The following is an 18488-nucleotide window of genomic DNA, read 5'->3' on the forward strand; positions in this document are numbered from 1 at the left end:
AAGGCCCCTCCCACAGCCCTGAGCACGATCCGGAAAAACAAAAAACCCCGCCTCTTTCCAGGCGGGGTTTCTGTTTTCAGCTCAACACGTCAGACGGTAATGGCCTGCCCGCTCATCGCCAGGTCGAGCAGTTCGCGGTTGGCTACAGCGTACATCGCGTAGTCGGTGCCGCTTGCCGCCCGCAGCTCGACCAGCATGGCGCGCCAGCGTTCGACCATCAGCGCGTGCTGTTCCAGCCACACCGCCAGACGCGCTTCGACGTCGGACGGGCCGTCCGGCATCTGCAAGACCGAGACGGTGATAGCCCGCTGCTGCCAGTCGATGTCGTCGCGGAAGGCTTCGCGAGCCAGCGCCTGCCAGTTGTTTTCCACCGGCAGAGCGCTGATCTGTTGCAGATACCAGGTCAGGTCCAGCGCACTGCCCACCGCGAAATACACCTTGGCCACGTCGGCGGCGTTCTGGCCGGTGACGTCGGAGGCCTCGATGATTGGCAGCAGGGTGTAGAGATGACTGGTCCCGGCGACCATGCGTGCCAGCAGCTCCGGCACACCCGCTTCCACGTACGCCTGGTAACGCGCTTGCCAGACTTCACGAGTCTGCCCTTCCAACAGCTCGTCGAGCTTGAGCCCCAGCGCCGCGATATGCGGACCGAAGTGCGCGACGTCGCGACCGGCGTCCAGCTCGTTGCGGCGACTGCGCAGGAACCAGCGGGTCGCGCGGCGTCCAAGGCGCATCAGCTCATCCATCAGTGACAACTGGATTTCGGCCGGAACCTTGTAATCCAGTGCCTCGATCTGGCGGAACCAGTGCGGCAGGTGGAAGATATCGCGCACGATCACGTAGGCACCGGCGACACTGGCCGCGCTCATGCCGGTCGACTCCTTGAGCCGCTGCACGAAGGTGATGCCCATGTGGTTTACCAGATCGTTGGCGATCTGGGTGCTGACGATTTCGCGCTTGAGGCGATGGTCGCGCATGGTCCTGGAGAACTTGGCCCCCAGCGACGGCGGGAAGGCGGTTTCCATGTCCCGAGCCAGATAATCGTCATCCGGCACGCGCGACTCCAGCAGCGCTTCGTTGAGGTCGATCTTGCTGTAAGAGATCAGCACCGACAGCTCGGCGCGACTCAAACCACGCCCGTCGGCCGTGCGCTCGGCCAGTTGCTCTTCTGTCGGCAGGAACTCGATCGCCCGGTCCAGCTTGCCCCGTGCTTCCAGATCGTTCATCAGCCGCTTGTACTCGGCGATCCGCTCGTAGGCCCGGCGCGCCGCCAGCGACAACGCCTGAGTCTGTTTGTAGTTGTTGCCCAGCACCAGATTGCCCACTTCGTCGGTCATGCTTTCCAGCAACTGGTTACGTTGCTTTTCAGTCATGTCGCCGGCCTGTACCACGCCGTTGAGCAGAATCTTGATGTTGACCTCATGGTCGGAGCAGTCAACGCCCGCCGCGTTATCGATGAAGTCGGTGTTGGTCGCGCCGCCCAGCAGGCCGAATTCCACGCGACCCAGCTGGGTCATGCCCAGGTTGCCGCCCTCGCCCACCACTTTGCAGCGCAATTCGTTGCCGTTGACCCGATGCGCGTCGTTGGCCTTGTCGCCGACGTCGGCGTGGCTTTCACGGCTGGACTTGACGTAGGTGCCGATGCCGCCGTTCCACAGCAGGTCCACCGGCGCCTTGAGCAACGCGTTGAGCAGCTCGGTCGGCGTCAGCTTGTCGGCCTTGATGTCGAAACGCTCTTTCATCGCCGGACTGATGGCAATGCTTTTGGCACTGCGCGGGAAGATCCCGCCGCCAGCCGACATGATGCTGGTGTCGTAATCGGTCCAGGCCGAACGCGGCAGGTTGAACAGCCGCTGGCGCTCGGCGAAGCTGGTGGCCGGGTCCGGATTGGGGTCGATAAAGATGTGCAGGTGGTTGAAGGCCGCCACCAGTTGCAGCTTGTCGGACATCAGCATGCCGTTGCCGAACACGTCGCCCGCCATGTCGCCGATGCCGACTACGGTAATGCTGTCCTGCTGGACGTTGATTTCGCGCTCGCGGAAGTGCCGCTGCACGCCGACCCAGGCGCCCTTGGCGGTGATGCCCATCTTCTTGTGGTCATAGCCGGCCGAACCGCCCGAAGCGAACGCATCTCCCAGCCAGAAGCCATAATCGATGGCGATGCTGTTGGCGATGTCGGAGAAGGTCGCGGTGCCCTTGTCGGCCGCTACCACCAGATAGGGATCGTCGTCATCGTGACGCACCACATTGGTCGGCGGCACGAGCACGCCTTCCTTGAGATTGTCAGTGATGTCCAGCAGCCCGGAAATGAAGATGCGGTAGCAGGCAACGCCCTCGGCATGGATATCGTCGCGGCTGCCGCCCAGCGGCAGGCGACGCGGCAGGAATCCGCCTTTGGCGCCCACCGGCACGATCACCGAGTTCTTCACATGCTGCGCCTTCACCAGGCCCAGCACTTCGGTGCGATAGTCTTCCTCGCGGTCCGACCAGCGCAGGCCGCCGCGAGCGACGTTGCCGAAGCGCAGGTGCACGCCTTCGACGCGCGGCGAGTAGACGAAGATTTCGAACTTGGGCACCGGCTTCGGCAGCTCGGGGATCAAGCGTGGATTGAACTTGAAGCTGAAGTAGCTCTTGTTCTGGCCGTTGGCGTCGAGCTGGTAGAAGTTGGTGCGCAGGGTCGCCTTGATCAGGTCCAGGTAGCGACGCAGGATGCGGTCTTCGTTCAGCACCTGAACGTCGTCCAGCGCGGTCAGGATCGCCTGTTCCAGACGCAGTTGCTTGTCGTCCAGATCGTCCGAACCCAGCTTGCGCGCCAGATAGAACCGGGTCTTGAAGAGGCGCGTCAGTTCGCGGGCGATATCGGTGTGGTTGTTCAGCGTGCTGGCGATGTAACCCAGGTCGAAGCCCAGACGGATCTGCTTGAGGTAACGCGCATAGGCACGCAGCAGCGCCACATCGCGCCACGGCAGGCCCGCGGTCAGCACCAGACGGTTGAACGCATCGTTTTCGGCATCGCCGCTGACGATGTGCACGAACGCATCCTGCAAAGTGTCGTTGAGCTGCTGGATGTCGAGATTCAGGCCCTCGCCATAGGAAAAGGCGAAATCGTGAATCCAGAACTCGCGCCCGCTGGCATGGTGCAGACGATAAGGGAACTCGCCCAGCACGCGCAGGCCGAGGTTTTCCAGAATCGGCAAGACATCGGACAGCGCCAGCGGTGTGTCGGCGTGGTAAAGCTTGCAATGCAACTGCTGGCGATCGCCGGTCAGGGGCTGGTAGAAGCTCATGACCAGCGGATTACTGTCGCTCAGGCTCAGCAGGTGCTGAAGATCGACCACGGCCGAGTGCGCCGCGAAGCGTTCGCGATAGCCGGCGGGAAAGCCTTTCGGGAAATCCGCCAGCACATTGGTGCCGTGGGCTTCGCCGAAGCTTTCGACCACCAGGCTGGAGTAGTCGTCCTTCCAGGAGCGGCAGGCCTGCACCACTTCCTTTTCCAGCTGCTGTGGGTCGATTTCCAGGTTGACCTTGGGGTCGACGCGCAGAATCAATTGCACCCGCGCCAGTACCGACTCCGAGAAGAAGGTCCAGAATTCGCAGTCGCTTGCCCTGAGGCGCTCCATCAGCACCTGCTGGATCTTCTGGCGGACTTCGGTGGAATAGACGTCACGCGGCACGTAGGCCAGGCAGTAGCAAAAGCGGCCGTACGGGTCCTTGCGCAGGAACACGCGAATCTTGTTGCGCTCCTGGATCTGCACGATCGACATCACGGTGCTGAACAGCTCGTCCACCGGAGTCTGGAACAGATCGTCGCGGGGCAAGACTTCCAGGACCTGGGCCAGCTCCTTGCCCAGGTGCGCCTTGGCGTCGAAGCCCGAGCGACGCTCGATTTCCTCAACCTTGCGGCGGATGTACGGAATCTGACGCACGCTTTCGCCGTACACCGACGAGGTGTACAGACCCATGAAACGGCATTCCTTGACGACATTGCCGGAAGCGTCGAGCTGGCGGATCGAGACGAAGTCCGGATAGGCCGGACGATGCACGCGGCTGGGTTGCGCCGCCTTGGCGAACGACAGCAGCTTGGGTTCCTTGAGGTAATTGACCGCGTAATCTTCGATGTGCAGTTCTTCGCGGGTCAGCCCCGGACGCAGCAACTTGGCAAGACCGAGCAGCGAAGCCGGGTCGTAGACCATCTGGCCGCCATCGGCGTCGCTCTGGACCTGAAATTCCTCGTAACCGAGGAAGGTGAAATGGTTGTCCACCAGCCACTGCAAAAAGGTCTGGATCTCGGCCTTTTCCTCGGCATTCCCTGCGAATTCGCTGGCATCGATGCTCGCCAGCAGCTCACGCAGCCGCGCTTTCATCGGCTCGAAATCCTCGACCGCGGCGCGTACCTCGCCCAGCACCTGTTGCAGCTCGCGGGCCAACACACTCATCTCGGTCGCATTGGCGCAACGGTCGATCTCCAGGTACATCAGAGATTCCTGCAGGATACCTTCGCCGACCGTCCCCTTGGGCAGCAGTTCTTCGAGCTGGCCGCCGGCGCCACGGCGTACGCTCAGTACTGTGGTCTGCAGGGTGTGGATGCTGTAGCCGCGACGGTTCAGCTCGGTGCGGACGGAGTCCACCAGAAACGGCAAATCATGATGCAGCACTTCGACGGCGGTATGAGTCGATTGCCATCCATGACGCTCGTAGTCGGGGTTGTAGACGCGAACCTGGGGGCTTGCGTGCTCGAAGCGCTCCAGCAGACGCCAGGCCGACAGGGTGCAGCCTGCCAGGTCCGAGAGCCTGCGCTGGGTCAGTTCGTCCATAGAGATGATGCCGAAGAATTGCTCGGCGAACAGCGCCACTTGTGGCAGTGCCTGTTCGCTGATGTGCTGAGCCAGGGCCGCTTGCAGTTGGTGCTGGAAGTCGGATTTGCTGGCTGCGGTGAAGAACGCCATCTGTGGTACTCCGCTTTGGCTTTTATTGGAGAGGCTTGGAGCAGGTGCCTCGACCGGAACGCGCCGTAGATTCTCTGGCGCTGTGTGCTGGCCGATCGAGTGTATAACTGAAAAACCGGTGACCGTTGTGTCCAGGTCGTCAGAATCGGATTCCGGTATGACCGCGGGAAGGCGCAAGACGCTCCAGACCCTCGACGAATGACCGTTCATCCGCTGCCCAGCTTAACGACAGCGGGGCCGTCACGCCTTACGAGGCTGCGACATATTCGGTCATCGGCTTGCGGCACGGCGCGGCGACAAGCGTCGAAATCTCCGACAACGGGCTCCGGGAGTGGCAGAATCCCTGTCTGCCCACTGCCCTGGACCTTCACCATGCAAATCAAGACCGCCCTGCTGCTCGCCAATCCCTGCGACGACGAAAACGACGACATGGCGTTGCTTTGCTGCCATGACCAGAACAACGAACTGTTTTCCCTGGCGCGTTTTCCGGATGAGGACGAGGTGGAGATCACGGTGTGCGACGACACGGTGTACCTGTCCAGCCTGAACGTCAGCTTGAGCGAGGGAAAGCTGGTGGTGGACATCCCGGCCGAAGATGCGAAAGCGCTGGGCGGCGACACTCGGTATGAGATCCTGCACAGCACCTCGGGCGAAGATCTGGCTGAAGTTCGGGAAACCCTGCGCATCCTTCTCGATAACGTGGGTACGTTCACGTCCCAGGTCAACTGACCAGCCGACCGAGGCCATCCCGACCCGGAGCTTGCCATGCTTCCCATCTTCGATGCCCATTGCCACATCATCGACCCCGGCTTCCCGCTGATACCCAATGACGGTTACCTGCCCGAGCCCTTCACGGTCACGGATTACCTGGCGCAGGCCACGCCCCTGGGCGTCGTCGGCGGCGCCGTGGTGTCGGGTTCGTTTCAGGGGTTCGATCAGAGCTATCTGCTCGATGCGCTGCATCGATTGGGGCCTGCATTCGTCGGCGTGACCCAGCTGCCGGCCAGCGTGACCGACCTGGAACTCCAGGCGCTCGACGCCGCCGGTGTCCGGGGGCTGCGCTTCAACCTGCGGCGGGGAGGCTCTGAACAGCTGGATCAACTGGAATTTCTTGCCAAACGAGTGCATGAGCAGGTCGGCTGGCATGCCGAGTTCTACATTGACTCGAGGGCATTGCCGCAGATCGAGAGCCGACTGCTGCAACTGCCCGCCATCAGCATCGATCATCTGGGGCTGAGCGCGGAGGGTCTGCCGGCGGTGCTGCGTCTGGCGGAGCGCGGCGTGCGCATCAAAGCCTGCGGCTTTGGACGAGTCGACTTTCCCGTGGCACAAGCGCTGCGCAGTATCGATGCCGCCAATCCGGCGGCGCTGATGTTCGGCACCGACTTGCCTTCGACCCGAGCACCACGCCCGTTCGACGCGCAGGATATCGTGCTGCTGACCGATGCTCTGGGGGAAGCCGGCGCCCGGCGCGCGTTATGGGACAACGCCGCTCGCTTTTATCGACTCGCCTGAGCGGACGGCTGGAAGCGCCGGATCATTCTTCCTACAAAGAATCTACAAAACTTGTCGGACAATTCCCAAAATTCCGCGATACAGGTCCTGAAAATCCACAAAATCACCCGGAGTCATTAGTGGATCGTACGCGGATGGATTAAAGTATCGCCCCCAGCCGAGCAGTCGTCCGACTCGCCTGATTACCTGCCAGGAACCGTTATCGATGGAACATCGTGAAGCGTTGATCGCGCTGCGAACATTTCTCTCAACGCAAATCCTCGGCCAGGAAAAGCTGATCGAACGTCTTCTGATCGCACTGCTTGCCGACGGCCACATGCTGGTGGAAGGCGCGCCCGGCCTGGCCAAGACCAAGGCCATCAAGGAACTGGCCGAAGGCATCGAGGCCCAGTTCCACCGTATCCAGTTCACCCCCGACCTGCTGCCGGCTGACATCACCGGTACCGAGATCTACCGTCCGGAAACCGGTAGTTTCGTATTCCAGCAGGGCCCGATTTTCCACAACCTGGTACTGGCGGACGAAATCAACCGCGCGCCGGCCAAGGTGCAGTCCGCTCTGCTGGAGGCCATGGCCGAGCGTCAGGTCAGCGTCGGGCGCAGTACCTATGACCTCTCGCCGCTGTTCCTGGTGATGGCGACCCAGAACCCGATCGAGCAGGAAGGCACCTATCCGCTGCCCGAAGCGCAGTTGGACCGCTTCCTGATGCACGTCAAGATCGGTTTTCCGGATGCCGCCGTCGAGCGCAAGATTCTCCAGCAGGCTCGCGGCGAGGCGCTGAACGGCGAGGCCAAGCCGGAGCGCCGCGTCAGTCAGCAGGCGATCTTCGCCGCGCGCAAGGAAATCCTCGGTCTGTACATGGCCGACGCAGTAGAGGAATACCTGGTGCAACTGGTCATGGCGACCCGCACTCCGGCCAAGTTCGATCCCGAGCTGGCGGAATGGATCGGGTACGGCGCAAGTCCTCGCGGTTCCATCTCCCTGGACCGCTGCGCCCGCGCCCATGCCTGGCTGGCCGGACGCGACTTCGTCAGCCCCGAGGACATTCAGGCCGTGCTGTTCGATGTACTGCGGCACCGGATCATCCTGTCGTTCGAAGCCGAGGCGGCCGGGATCGACCAGGACCGCGTGGTCCAGCGTATTCTCGACGTCGTCGCCGTCGCCTGACACCATGCAGCCCTACCTGATTTCCCAGCCTGGCATCCGCGTCAGCCTCGCCGAGCTGATCGAAATGCGCCATCGCGTGCGCGAGGTGCAGCTGTTTTCGTCGCCCGGCAGGCGCAGCCCGCTGATCGGCCTGCATCATTCCAAACTGCGCGGCCGGGGTGTGGATTTCGATCAGGTGCGGGTCTATCAGGCTGGCGACGATGTGCGCAACATCGACTGGCGGGTGACCGCGCGGACTCAGGAGCCGCATACCAAACTCTTTCATGAAGAGCGCGAGCGACCGATCTTCATCCTCGTGGAGCAGAGCCGACGCCTGTTCTTCGGTTCGGGCGAGCTGTTCAAGTCGGTGCTCGCCGCGCACGCGGCCGCGCTGATCGGCTGGGCCGCGCTGGAGCATAACGACCGGGTCGGCGGGCTGGTCTTCGGCGACAACGAGCACTACGAAATCAAGCCACGGCGCAGCAAGCAGAGCCTGTTGCAACTGCTCAACCGTCTGGTGCGGGTCAACCAGTCTCTGCACGCCGACACGCCCGCCGACAGTGAAGCCTTCGGCACTGCGTTGCGGCGGGCACGCGAGGTCCTGCGTCCCGGCAGTCTGGTCATAGTATTGTGTGACGAGCGAGCGCTCAGCGATGCGGCCGAACAGCAACTCAGCCTGTTGTCCAAGCATTGCGATCTGCTGTTGCTGCCACTGTCCGATCCGCTGGATCGCGCGCTGCCCGCCGCGGGCCTGCTGCGGTTCGCTGAACAGGGCGCGCAGCTGGAGCTCGACACACTGGATCCGGAACTGCGCCGACAATACCGCGCCCTGGGCGAAGCACGCAGCGCGCGCTGGGAGCTGCTGGCCCAGAAGCTGCGGGTGCTGCTGATGCCACTCGATACCCGCTCAGGTCTGGTGGACCAGCTGCGCGACTATCTCAACGCCCAGCGTCCGGTGCGAGCGCGATGAACCCGCTCGACCAGCTGCAACCGCTGATCCAGCCTGCTCCCGTCGATTGGTGGCCGCTGGCGCCAGGCTGGTGGCTGTTGCTGGCGCTGCTGCCGCTGCTTGGATATGGCGTATGCCGCCTGCGCCGTTTGCTGCCGACCCGAACCCGCCAGCCCCGCGCCGAACAGCCGCTCGACGGCGTCCGGATCGCGGCGCTGGCGGAACTGGCCAGCCTGCCCAAGCCCTACGACGGCGCTCCGGCCGGTGCCTGGTTGCAGCAGATCAATGCCCTGCTCAAGCGCCTGTGTCGCAATCACTACCCCTATAGCCAGAGCCATACCCTCAACGGCCGCAAATGGCTGGCGTTTCTTGACAACCGTTGCCCCGCAGCCGGCCTGACCCGCTGGATGGTGCTAGTCGAAGGCGCCTACAAGCCCGAATGCAAGCTCGATGACAAGGCGATCACCGGCCTCACCCAGGCGGTGGAAACCTGGATTCGCAAACATGTTTGAGTTCGTCTGGCCTTGGGTATTCGCCCTGCTGCCGCTGCCGTGGCTGATGCGTCTCATACTGCCGCCGGCGGACAGCGGCGAAGCGGCGCTCAAGGTCAGTTTCCTTGGCGAGCTGGAAGGTCTGAGCGGGCGCCGCGCCCGGGCGCACTTGCCGGTGTGGCGCCAGCGCGCGCCGTTGTTGCTGCTCTGGCTGCTGCTGTTGATGGCCGCCGCGCGTCCGCAATGGCTGGGCGAACCCCTGCCCGTCGCCGCCAGCGGTCGCGACCTGCTGGTCGCGGTGGACGTCTCCGGGTCGATGGACTATCCGGACATGCAATGGAACAACGATGAAGTCAGCCGCCTGTCGCTGGTCCAGCACCTGCTGGGGGACTTTCTGGAATCCCGCGAAGGTGACCGGGTCGGACTGATCCTGTTCGGCAGCCAGGCCTTCGTCCAGGCGCCGTTGACCTTTGACCGGCGCACCGTGCGTGTCTGGCTGGACGAAGCGAAAATCGGCATCGCCGGGAAGAACACCGCCATCGGCGACGCCATAGGGCTTGCGCTCAAACGGCTGCGACTGCGTCCGGCCCAGAGCCGCGTGCTGGTGCTGATCACCGACGGCGCCAACAACGGCGGCCAGATCGACCCTATCACCGCCGCCCGACTGGCGGCCGAGGAAGGCGTGCGCATCTACACAGTCGGCATCGGCTCGGACCCTCAAGACAACGGCCTGCAAACCTTGCTGGGACTCAACCCCAGCCTGGATCTGGATGAACCGACCCTCAGGCAGATTGCCGAACTGAGCGGCGGACGCTACTTCCGCGCCCGCAACGGTGACCAGCTGGAGCAGATTCGGACCACGCTCGATGCCCTGGAGCCGGTCGCCCAGCAACCGACCCAGGCCCGTCCGGCCATCGCGCTCTACCACGCGCCGCTGACGGCTGCCCTGTTGCTGAGCGTGCTGCTGGTGCTGCGCGAGCTGTGGCCTGGGCATGTCCTGCAGCGCATGACCAGCCGCCTGCGCGGTTTGAGGTGGCAAGCGGCGCTGCAACGCTGGTGGAGGCGCAAATGATCGCGTTATGGCCTCATTGGTTTCGCCCCTGGTGGTTACTGGCAGTGCCCTTGCTGGCGATTCTGCTCTGGCGTCTGTGGCACCGGCGCAAACGCACCGGGCGCTGGCAGTTGATCCTGCCTGCGGCTTTCCATTCGGTGCTGCTCGATGGCGGCCGTGGCGGGTCGAGCAAATTGCCCTGGGTAGTGCTGGGCCTCGGCTGGACCCTGGCCGTGCTGGCCTTGCTCGGGCCGGGCTGGCAGCGCGTGGAGCAGATCAGCCAGAAGCCGGTCGACCCGCTGGTGGTGATTCTGGAATTGACTCCGCAAATGCTGGCCGCCGATACACCCCCTACCCGGCTGGAACAGGCGCGGCGCAAACTGATGGATCTGCTGCGCGTGCGCAGCGATTCCCAGACGGCGATCATCGTCTACGCCGGCAGCGCCCATACGCTAGTGCCGCTGTCGGACGACCTGGTCACCAGCAGCAACCTGCTGGAGGCCGTCAAACCCTCGATCATGCCGCTCGCTGGGCAGCGCGCCGATCTGGCCGTGGGCAAGGCGCTGACGCTGCTCGAACAGGCGGACCTGGGTCGCGGTCGCATCCTGCTGATCGCGTCAGCGCTCAGCGAGCAGGAACGCATCGGGATCCGCCAGCAGTTGCGGGGCGACTCGCCGCCCCTGTCGATACTGGGTATTGGCACTGCCGAAGGCGCGCCAGTGACCGAAGAGAACGGCAGTCTGCTCAAGGACGGACAAGGCGCGATTCTGGTGCCGCGCCTGGACAGCGCCAGCCTCGAGGGTTTCGCCGGGCAGATCGGCGGCCGTTATCAACAGGCGGGCGGCGACGATGACGACCTGCGGCGTCTGGGCCTGCTGGCGGGGCCGCAACAGGTGCGCAACGATGGTCAACGGGTGCGCCTGGATACCTGGGCCGATCAAGGCCACTGGTTACTGCTGCCGCTGCTGCTGGTCGCAGCCTGTGCCGGGCGGCGCGGCTGGCTGCTGTGCCTGCCGCTGCTGATGCTGGCTGGGATACCGCAGCGCAGCGAGGCGTTCGAGTTTCGGGATCTGTGGCTGCGTCCTGATCAGCAAGGCCAGCGCCTGCTGGAGCAGCGGCGCCCGGCCGAAGCGGCGCTGCGCTTCGAAGACCCGCATTGGAAAGGTGTCGCGCTTTACGAAGCCGGTGACTATGCTGGCGCTGCGCAGCAATTCGCCGCGGGCGACAGCGCTGCCGATCACTACAACCGCGCCACCGCGCTGGCACGGGCCGGCGAGCTGGCAGCAGCCCTGGATGCTTACGATCAGGCGCTGGAGCGTCAGCCTGATTTTCCCGCCGCGCAGTACAACCGCGAACTGATCCAGGCAGTGCTGGAAGAGCAGACGGACCCCGATGGCGACGAACCCGAGCCGCCTCCGCCGGAGGACGACGACGAGTCGGATCAGCCCCCGGCCAGCCAGACCCAGTCCTCGCCCGACGGCGATCCGCAGGAATCCGAAACCGGCGAGCAGGCGTCCAGCGATGCCCCGCCCACCGAGACCTCCGGGCAGACCGCGATCGATACCGGGGAGGATGACGAGCAGACCACCCGGCCGCCGATCCGCCCCGCCGACACGCAATTGACCGGCGAGCGGCGCCAGGAACTGGAGCAGTGGCTGAGAAAGATCCCTGACGATCCGGGCGAGTTGTTGCGGCGCAAGTTTCGTTACGAACAGCAATACCAGGAAAACACTCCATGACTCGCGTCTACCTCTTGATAATCGGCCTGCTGGCGAGCCTGCTCGCCGTGTCGAGCCACGCGGCGGATCTGACCGCCAGCGTGGATCGCACGCGCCTGCTGGTCGGCGAGACCGTGGAGCTGACACTGGAAACCACTGATTTCACCCAATTCGGCAAACCCGATCTGAGCGTTCTGGACGCCGACTTCGAGGTCCGCGACTCCAGGCAACTCAACCGCCTGACCACACTGGACGGCACGACCGAAGCCACTACCCGCTGGATCATCACACTCTTGCCACGACGCACTGGCAGCGTAGTCATCCCGGTGCTGCAACTGGGCGAACTCAAGAGCCAGCCGGTCACGCTGCAAGTCGTCCAGGGCGACAGCCAGGAGCCCGCCACGGAGCTGGCGCCGGTGTTCATCGAAGCGACGCTGGACCAGGATTCCACCTACGTGCAGGCGCAAGCGGTGCTGACGCTGCGCATTTACCATTCGGTCTCGCTGTTCGATGACAGCAGCATGACGCCGCTGCAGATACCCGAGGCCCGGATCGAAAAACTGGGCGACTCGCGCACCTATGAAAAGCTGATCAACGGCGTGCGACACGGCGTGATCGAAATGCGCTACGCCATCTATCCGCAGCAGAGCGGCGTGCTGATCATCCCGCCCCAGGTGTTCACCGCCACGCTGGTCCAGACCCCGGGCGAGAATCCCCAGCAGAATGCCAACCCCTTCGGGCCGCAACCCGGCCGGCTGGTGCGGGTCAGTTCGGCGCAGGTCCCGTTGACCGTCAAGCCCAAGCCCGCGGACTATCCCGCCAATGTGCCCTGGCTGCCCGCGCGCAGCCTGACCCTGGAGGAGCGCTGGAGCCCGGAACCCGGCAACAGTCAGGTGGGCGACTCCTTGACCCGCACGCTGGTGCTCAAGGCCGAAGGTCAGGCCGGCTCGCAATTGCCGCCGCTGCCAGCCACCGACGTCGCGGGTCTGCGTCGCTACCCTGACCAGCCGCAGCTGAACAATCTGGCGAGCGAGCGCGGCCTGATCGGTACCCGCGAGGAACGCGAGGCGCTGGTGCCCGGCCGCGCCGGCGCGATCGAACTGCCCGCGGTGGACATTACCTGGTGGAACACCCATGAGGACCATCTGGAACACACCAGCCTGCCGGCCCGCACCTTGCAGGTCGCGGCCAATCCCGGTCTTGCGGTGGATGCACCGGTCGACGGCGACGCGACCCAGGCTCTTAATGGCGCGCCGGTCTGGCCCTGGCAAATGAGCACGCTGTTCTTCGCCTTCCTGGCACTGGTATTTTCGATCCTCTGGTGGCGTGCCCGTGGCCTGCCCGCCGTGGCGCGCACCGCACAGGCCGGTCCCAGCCCGCGCACCGTGCTGGACGACCTCAAGCGGGCGTGCCTGGCCAACGACCCGCAGGCCACCCGGCAGGCGCTGGACGCCTGGGCCCGCCAGCAACCCGAAACCCTGGCCGACATGGCCGCCCGCTTCGTCCCGCTGTCCGATGCACTGGACGGCCTGAACGGCGCGCTGTACAGCGAGACCGGCCAGCTGTGGCTGGGCGAGGACCTCTGGCGCGCCATTCGCACGCTGCCGGCGGCCGAACATATTCAGGATCAGACCGGCGACAGCAGTCTACCGCCCCTGTATCCAAAGTGAGGCCGCTGCGTCGCATCAGCGCCGCCCCGGCTCATCCATGACAAGGTATCTCAATGCGTTTGTTTCACACCTCTGACTGGCATCTGGGTCAGAACCTTCACGGCCAGGAGCGGGATTTCGAGCACGCGTGCTTCCTGACCTGGCTGCTCGCCCGCCTCGCCACTCGGCAACCGGACGTGCTGCTGATCGCCGGCGATATCTTCGACACGGTCAATCCCCCGGTCAAAGCCCAGGAGCGGCTGTACGACTTCATCGTTCAGGCCCACGAACAACAACCCGCGCTGACCATCGTGATGATCGCCGGCAACCACGATTCCGGCTCGCGCATCGAGCTGCCGGCTCCGCTGATGCGTCGACTGCGCACGCATGCCCTGGGCCGGGTCCTGTGGCTGGACGACGGTACGCTGGATGCCGAGCGTCTGTTGCTGCCGCTGCCCGACGCCAAGGGTGACGTGCGCGCCTGGTGCCTGGCGCTGCCGTTCCTGCGCCCGGCCGAAGTCACCGGCATGACCCAGGGCGACGATTACTTGCGCGGCATTGGCAAGGTCCACGAACTGCTGATCGAAGCGGCCAACCGCAAGCGTCAGCCAGGACAGGCGCTGATCGCGGTCAGCCATGCCCACATGGCCGGCGGTTCGGTGTCCGAGGACTCCGAGCGCAGCCTGATCATCGGCAATGCCGAGGCGCTGCCCGCCAGTCTGTTCGGCCCCGATATCACCTATGTCGCGCTGGGCCATCTGCACAAACCGCAAAAAGTGAACGGCGAAGAACGCATCCGTTACAGCGGCTCGCCGATTCCGCTGTCGTTCTCGGAAATCGGCTATCAGCACCAGATTCTGGAAATCAACTGCGACGGCGAACAACTGGTCAGCGTCGAACCCTGCCTGATCCCGCGCGCAGTGAACTTGCAGCGCCTGGGGCCGGCTCCCTTGGCCGAACTCTTGGTGCAGCTCAAGGAGCTGCCAGATATCGATCTCCTGGCGGACCCGGATCGCCAGCCTTGGCTCGAAGTGCGGGTGCGGCTGGACGAGCCACAACCGGACTTGCGCAACCAGATCGAAACCGCCCTGCAGGGCAAGGCGGTACGGCTGGTGCGCATCGGCGCCGAATACGCCGGCCGGGGCGCAAGCGGCGATGCCGACGCGGAACAGGCGCTGATCGAACTGGACCAGCTCACTCCGCAGGAGCTGTTCAGCCGCGCCTGGCTGGACAGCTTCGGCAGCGAAGTGGACGAACAGACGCTCAACGATTTCGCAACGCTGTTGCGTGATGTCCAGCAGGAGCAGGAACAGCCATGAAAATCCTGGCCATTCGCCTCAAGAACCTGGCCTCGCTGGCCGGCCCGTTCGAGCTGGATTTCACCGCCGAGCCGCTGGCCAGCGCCGGCCTGTTCGCCATCACCGGACCGACCGGCGCGGGCAAGAGCACCTTGCTGGACGCCTTGTGCCTGGCGTTGTTCGGCGCCATTCCACGCCTGAGCAATATCGGCCAATCGAAAGTCCCGGACGTTGACGGCGAGATCACCACCAGCGACCCGCGTACCCTGTTGCGCCGGGGCACCGGCAGCGGTTACGCCGAAGTGGACTTCGTCGGCGTCGATCAGCGTCGCTATCGAGCGCGTTGGGAAACCAATCGTGCGCGCGACAATGCCGCCAAGAAACTCCAGGCCAGCCGCCAGACGCTGACCGACCTGGACAGCGAACAGATTCTCAGCAATCAGAGCAAGCGCGAGTTCGAGCACCTGATCGAAGCGCGGCTGGGTCTGAATTTCGAACAGTTCACTCGGGCGGTGATGCTGGCGCAAAGCGAATTCAGCGCGTTCCTCAAAGCCGACGACAAAGAACGCAGCGAACTGCTGGAAAAGCTTACCAACACCGCGATTTACAGCCAGCTCGGGCGTCGCGCCTACAGCAAGAGCAAGGAAGCGGAGGAAGCGTTGCGTGCGCTGACGGATCAGGCCGGCAATTTCGTGCCCCTCGACCCCGAACAGCGCACCGCGCTGGAAGCCTCGCTGGACGCCGCCGCGCAGCAGCTCAAAGTGCAGCAGGCCGGGCAGCGCCAGCTGGAGCAGCGCCGGCAGTGGCTGGTCGAACTGCAACGCTTGCAGGATGAACGACAGAGTGCCGAAGAGAGCCTCGACCGGGCCCGACAGGACTGGGAACAACGGGCCGGGGACCGTCAGACTCAGGCGTTGCTCGACAGACTGGGCACGCATCGCCACCGCTTCGAACGCCGTCTGGTGCTGCGCGCCCAACTGACTCCGCTGGCCGAGCAGATCCTGCTCCATCAGCGCCAGCAGGCAGAGCTGGCGGCCGAACGACAGCGCCTGGAGACAGCGCGGGCCGATGCCGCGACCGCCCTGCTCGATGCCCAGCGCCATCACACCGATGCCAGACCCGCGTTGCAGCAGGCGTTCGATATCCAGGCCAACGTGATTCGTCTCGAACAGGAACTGGCCAAGCACAGCGCCCTGCACTGTGAAGCCGGGCAACAGGCCGAACAAGGCCACCAACGCGTGCAGACGTTGCTCGACCAGCAACAGCACGTGGAGCGGCGCCTGGAAGGTATTGCGCAACAGCTAACGCGCAGCGATGACCTGGTGGATCTCGCGCAAAGCTGGAACGCCTGGCGGGATCGCCTGAAGTCCTTGAACCTGACGGCCAGCCGCCTCAAGACCGGCGAAAGCGAACTGCCGGGTCTGGAGCGTCGGGCGGCCGAGGCGAGTCTTGAGCTGGATCGCGAGCGCGAGGCGCTGGAGCTGCTCTATCGCGAGGCGGACTGCGAAGTCGAAGCCGTGACCGAACAGTTGCAGATCCTCGGCAGCCTGTTGCAGGACAATCGTAAACAGCAGCGCGCTGTCGAGGAGCTGGCGCGGCTGTGGACCGGCGTGCGGGATGTCGATCGGCAACTCGAAGAACTCGCCCGGCAGCAGGATAGCGCTCGACAAGAGCGCGAGACGCTGAATGCCGAAGGGATCCGGGTCAGCCACGAACTCAAGGTCGCCGAACAGACCCTGACCGTCACCCGCGAACTGCTCGAACGCCAGCGACTGGCACGCAACGTCAGCGCCGAGCAACTGCGTGCCCAGCTGCAGAACGATCAGCCCTGCCCGGTCTGCGGCAGCGTCGAACACCCTTGGCACAAACCCGAGGCACTCCTCGAGAGCCTGAGCCGCCACGATGAAGACGAGCAGGCCCGCGCGCTACAAGCCGTGCAAACATTGCAGGAACAGCGGACTCAGTTGCGCGAACAGGTCGGCGGCGTTATCGCGCGTCAGAAAGAGCTGCTGCGTCAGCAGGAACAACTCACCCATCAGCGTCAGATGCTGACTCCCGAACTGGACGCCAACCCGCACGCCGCGCAGTTGCTGGACCGCGAGCCCACCAAACGCGACGCCTGGCTGCAACATCGGCTGGCGCAGCTGGCGGACGTCATCGGTGCTGACGAGCAGCGCCAGGAAGCCTTGCTGCGCTTGCAGAAAGACGCCGCGCGTCTGCAACAACAGGTACAGATCGCGGCGCAGGCCAGCCAGACGGCTGCCGCGCAGGTAACCGAGCAGCTCAAGCAGATCGCCGGCGATCGCGAGCGCGTAGACGAAGAACTGGCCGCCTTCGCGCCGCTGGTCTCGCCCGGAACGCTGGACAGTTTGCGCAACGAAGGTTCATCGGCGCTCATGCAACTCGAACAGCGGGTGACCGAACGTCTGGATCTCCTGACCCAGCAGACCGAAGAACAGCTCGAACAGCGTGAACGACAGCCGAAGATCGAACGCGAGCAACTCGAACAGCAAGTGCGGCTCAAGCTCCAGGCCGATCTCCAACAGCAGGTGTCGGCGCTGGACGAGCAACAGCAGGCCAGCCGTCGCACGTTGACCGAACTGTTGGGGGCCCATGTCGATGCCGGGCACTGGCAACAAGCGCTGGAGCAGGCCATCGAGCAGGCGCGGAATAACGAAGCTGCGGCGGGCGCAGCGTTGCAGGACGTGCAGACCCAGTCGATCCAGCTCGCGGCTGAACTGAAGTCCGCCGAACAGCAACAGCAGGCGTTGCAACGGGAACAGAACGATCTGGAACGCCAGATCAGCGAATGGCGCAGCGGCCATCCGGAACTGGACGACACTACGCTGGAAACCTTGCTGGGCTACGACGACGCCAGCGCCGGGCAGCTCCGCGAGCAGTTGCAGGCCTGCGAAAAGGCGCTGGAACAGGCCAAGGTGCGGGTTCACGAGCGCCAGCAGCGGTTGCAGCAACATCAAGCGCAGCACACCGACGAGATCGACCTGGTCGGGCTCGAGGCCGCGCTCGCCGAAGCCGAGCAGCAGCTGGTCGCCAGCGAACAGCAGTGCGCCGACCTGCGCGCGCAATTGAGCGAAGACCAACGCCGACGCGATGCCAGCAGTCAATTGCAGGCCAGGATCAGCCAGGCGCAAGCCGACTACCAGCGCTGGGCACGGCTGGCGGCCCTGATCGGTTCGGCCGAAGGCGACAAATTCCGCAAGATCGCCCAGGCCTACAACCTCGACCTGCTGGTGCATCACGCCAACGCCCAGCTCAGGCAACTGGTGCGCCGTTACCGGCTCAAGCGCGGCGGCAGCATGCTGGGCCTGCTGGTGCTGGACACCGAAATGGGCGACGAACTGCGTTCGGTGCATTCGCTGTCCGGCGGTGAAACCTTTCTCGTGTCGCTGGCCCTTGCGCTGGGGCTGGCGTCCATGGCATCGAGCACCTTGCGCATCGAGTCGCTGTTCATCGACGAAGGTTTCGGCAGCCTCGACCCCGAGTCGCTGCAACTGGCGATGGACGCGCTGGACGGCCTGCAGGCGCAAGGGCGAAAAGTGGGCGTCATCTCCCATGTCCAGGAAATGCACGAGCGGATACCGGTGCAGATCAAGGTTCGCCGACAAGGCAACGGGTTGAGCGTGATCGAAGTCCAGTAGGAGCCAGCGGGCGGCGATCCGTCTTGCTGGCGATCCGTCTTGCTGGCGATGCGTCACGTCAGACGGAT

Annotated in this window: 11 protein-coding genes; 10 read left to right on the forward strand and 1 reads right to left on the reverse strand. The window is 64.4% G+C overall.

The features are described 5' to 3' along the window. Positions 1 to 89: 89 nt before the first annotated feature. Positions 90 to 4946, reverse strand: coding sequence for an NAD-glutamate dehydrogenase (locus tag TRP66_RS05470; RefSeq protein ID WP_333400363.1), 4857 nt, complete (start codon positions 4944 to 4946; stop codon positions 90 to 92). Positions 4947 to 5318: 372 nt separating this feature from the next. Between TRP66_RS05470 and TRP66_RS05475 the strand changes: the two genes are divergently transcribed. The 10 genes from TRP66_RS05475 to TRP66_RS05520 all read left to right on the forward strand — a co-directional run bounded on the left by TRP66_RS05475 (position 5319) and on the right by TRP66_RS05520 (position 18420). Further along, positions 5319 to 5675, forward strand: coding sequence for a hypothetical protein (locus tag TRP66_RS05475; RefSeq protein ID WP_333400364.1), 357 nt, complete (start codon positions 5319 to 5321; stop codon positions 5673 to 5675). Positions 5676 to 5711: 36 nt separating this feature from the next. Then, positions 5712 to 6461, forward strand: coding sequence for an amidohydrolase family protein (locus TRP66_RS05480; protein WP_333400365.1), 750 nt, complete (start codon positions 5712 to 5714; stop codon positions 6459 to 6461). A gap of 205 nt (positions 6462 to 6666) precedes the next feature. Then, positions 6667 to 7626, forward strand: coding sequence for an AAA family ATPase (locus TRP66_RS05485; protein WP_333400366.1), 960 nt, complete (start codon positions 6667 to 6669; stop codon positions 7624 to 7626). A 4-nt stretch (positions 7627 to 7630) separates the two neighbouring features. Then, on the forward strand, positions 7631 to 8575 hold the full coding sequence (locus TRP66_RS05490; RefSeq protein WP_333400367.1) for a DUF58 domain-containing protein: 945 nt from the start codon (positions 7631 to 7633) through the stop codon (positions 8573 to 8575). Next, on the forward strand, positions 8572 to 9066 hold the full coding sequence (locus TRP66_RS05495) for a DUF4381 domain-containing protein (RefSeq protein WP_333400368.1): 495 nt from the start codon (positions 8572 to 8574) through the stop codon (positions 9064 to 9066). Before TRP66_RS05490 ends, TRP66_RS05495 begins: the two co-directional genes overlap by 4 nt. Beyond that, a complete protein-coding gene (locus TRP66_RS05500; protein ID WP_333400369.1) occupies positions 9059 to 10117 on the forward strand; it encodes a vWA domain-containing protein in 1059 nt (352 codons plus the stop codon). Before TRP66_RS05495 ends, TRP66_RS05500 begins: the two co-directional genes overlap by 8 nt. Further along, positions 10114 to 11835: a VWA domain-containing protein gene (locus TRP66_RS05505; RefSeq protein ID WP_333400370.1), complete on the forward strand. Its 1722-nt coding sequence runs from the start codon at positions 10114 to 10116 to the stop codon at positions 11833 to 11835. The genes TRP66_RS05500 and TRP66_RS05505 overlap by 4 nt, the downstream gene beginning before the upstream one ends. Next, positions 11832 to 13484, forward strand: a complete 1653-nt coding sequence (locus TRP66_RS05510) for a BatD family protein (RefSeq protein ID WP_333400371.1) — start codon at positions 11832 to 11834, stop codon at positions 13482 to 13484. Before TRP66_RS05505 ends, TRP66_RS05510 begins: the two co-directional genes overlap by 4 nt. A 53-nt stretch (positions 13485 to 13537) precedes the next feature. Beyond that, complete coding sequence (locus tag TRP66_RS05515) at positions 13538 to 14782, forward strand: exonuclease SbcCD subunit D C-terminal domain-containing protein (protein WP_333400372.1); 1245 nt, start codon at positions 13538 to 13540, stop codon at positions 14780 to 14782. After that, positions 14779 to 18420, forward strand: coding sequence for an AAA family ATPase (locus tag TRP66_RS05520; protein WP_333400373.1), 3642 nt, complete (start codon positions 14779 to 14781; stop codon positions 18418 to 18420). Before TRP66_RS05515 ends, TRP66_RS05520 begins: the two co-directional genes overlap by 4 nt. Positions 18421 to 18488 lie beyond the last annotated feature (68 nt).

The organism is Pseudomonas sp. JDS28PS106, from assembly GCF_036706555.1.
GTDB lineage: Bacteria > Pseudomonadota > Gammaproteobacteria > Pseudomonadales > Pseudomonadaceae > Aquipseudomonas.

Bases quoted from the DNA above. Each gene is read 5' to 3' on its own strand.
- TRP66_RS05470 (WP_333400363.1), bottom strand. From the start codon at position 4,946: ATGGCGTTCTTCACCGCAGCCAGCAAATCCGACTTCCAGCACCAACTG.
- TRP66_RS05475 (WP_333400364.1), top strand. From the start codon at position 5,319: ATGCAAATCAAGACCGCCCTGCTGCTCGCCAATCCCTGCGACGACGAA.
- TRP66_RS05480 (WP_333400365.1), top strand. From the start codon at position 5,712: ATGCTTCCCATCTTCGATGCCCATTGCCACATCATCGACCCCGGCTTC.
- TRP66_RS05485 (WP_333400366.1), top strand. From the start codon at position 6,667: ATGGAACATCGTGAAGCGTTGATCGCGCTGCGAACATTTCTCTCAACG.
- TRP66_RS05490 (WP_333400367.1), top strand. From the start codon at position 7,631: ATGCAGCCCTACCTGATTTCCCAGCCTGGCATCCGCGTCAGCCTCGCC.
- TRP66_RS05495 (WP_333400368.1), top strand. From the start codon at position 8,572: ATGAACCCGCTCGACCAGCTGCAACCGCTGATCCAGCCTGCTCCCGTC.
- TRP66_RS05500 (WP_333400369.1), top strand. From the start codon at position 9,059: ATGTTTGAGTTCGTCTGGCCTTGGGTATTCGCCCTGCTGCCGCTGCCG.
- TRP66_RS05505 (WP_333400370.1), top strand. From the start codon at position 10,114: ATGATCGCGTTATGGCCTCATTGGTTTCGCCCCTGGTGGTTACTGGCA.
- TRP66_RS05510 (WP_333400371.1), top strand. From the start codon at position 11,832: ATGACTCGCGTCTACCTCTTGATAATCGGCCTGCTGGCGAGCCTGCTC.
- TRP66_RS05515 (WP_333400372.1), top strand. From the start codon at position 13,538: ATGCGTTTGTTTCACACCTCTGACTGGCATCTGGGTCAGAACCTTCAC.
- TRP66_RS05520 (WP_333400373.1), top strand. From the start codon at position 14,779: ATGAAAATCCTGGCCATTCGCCTCAAGAACCTGGCCTCGCTGGCCGGC.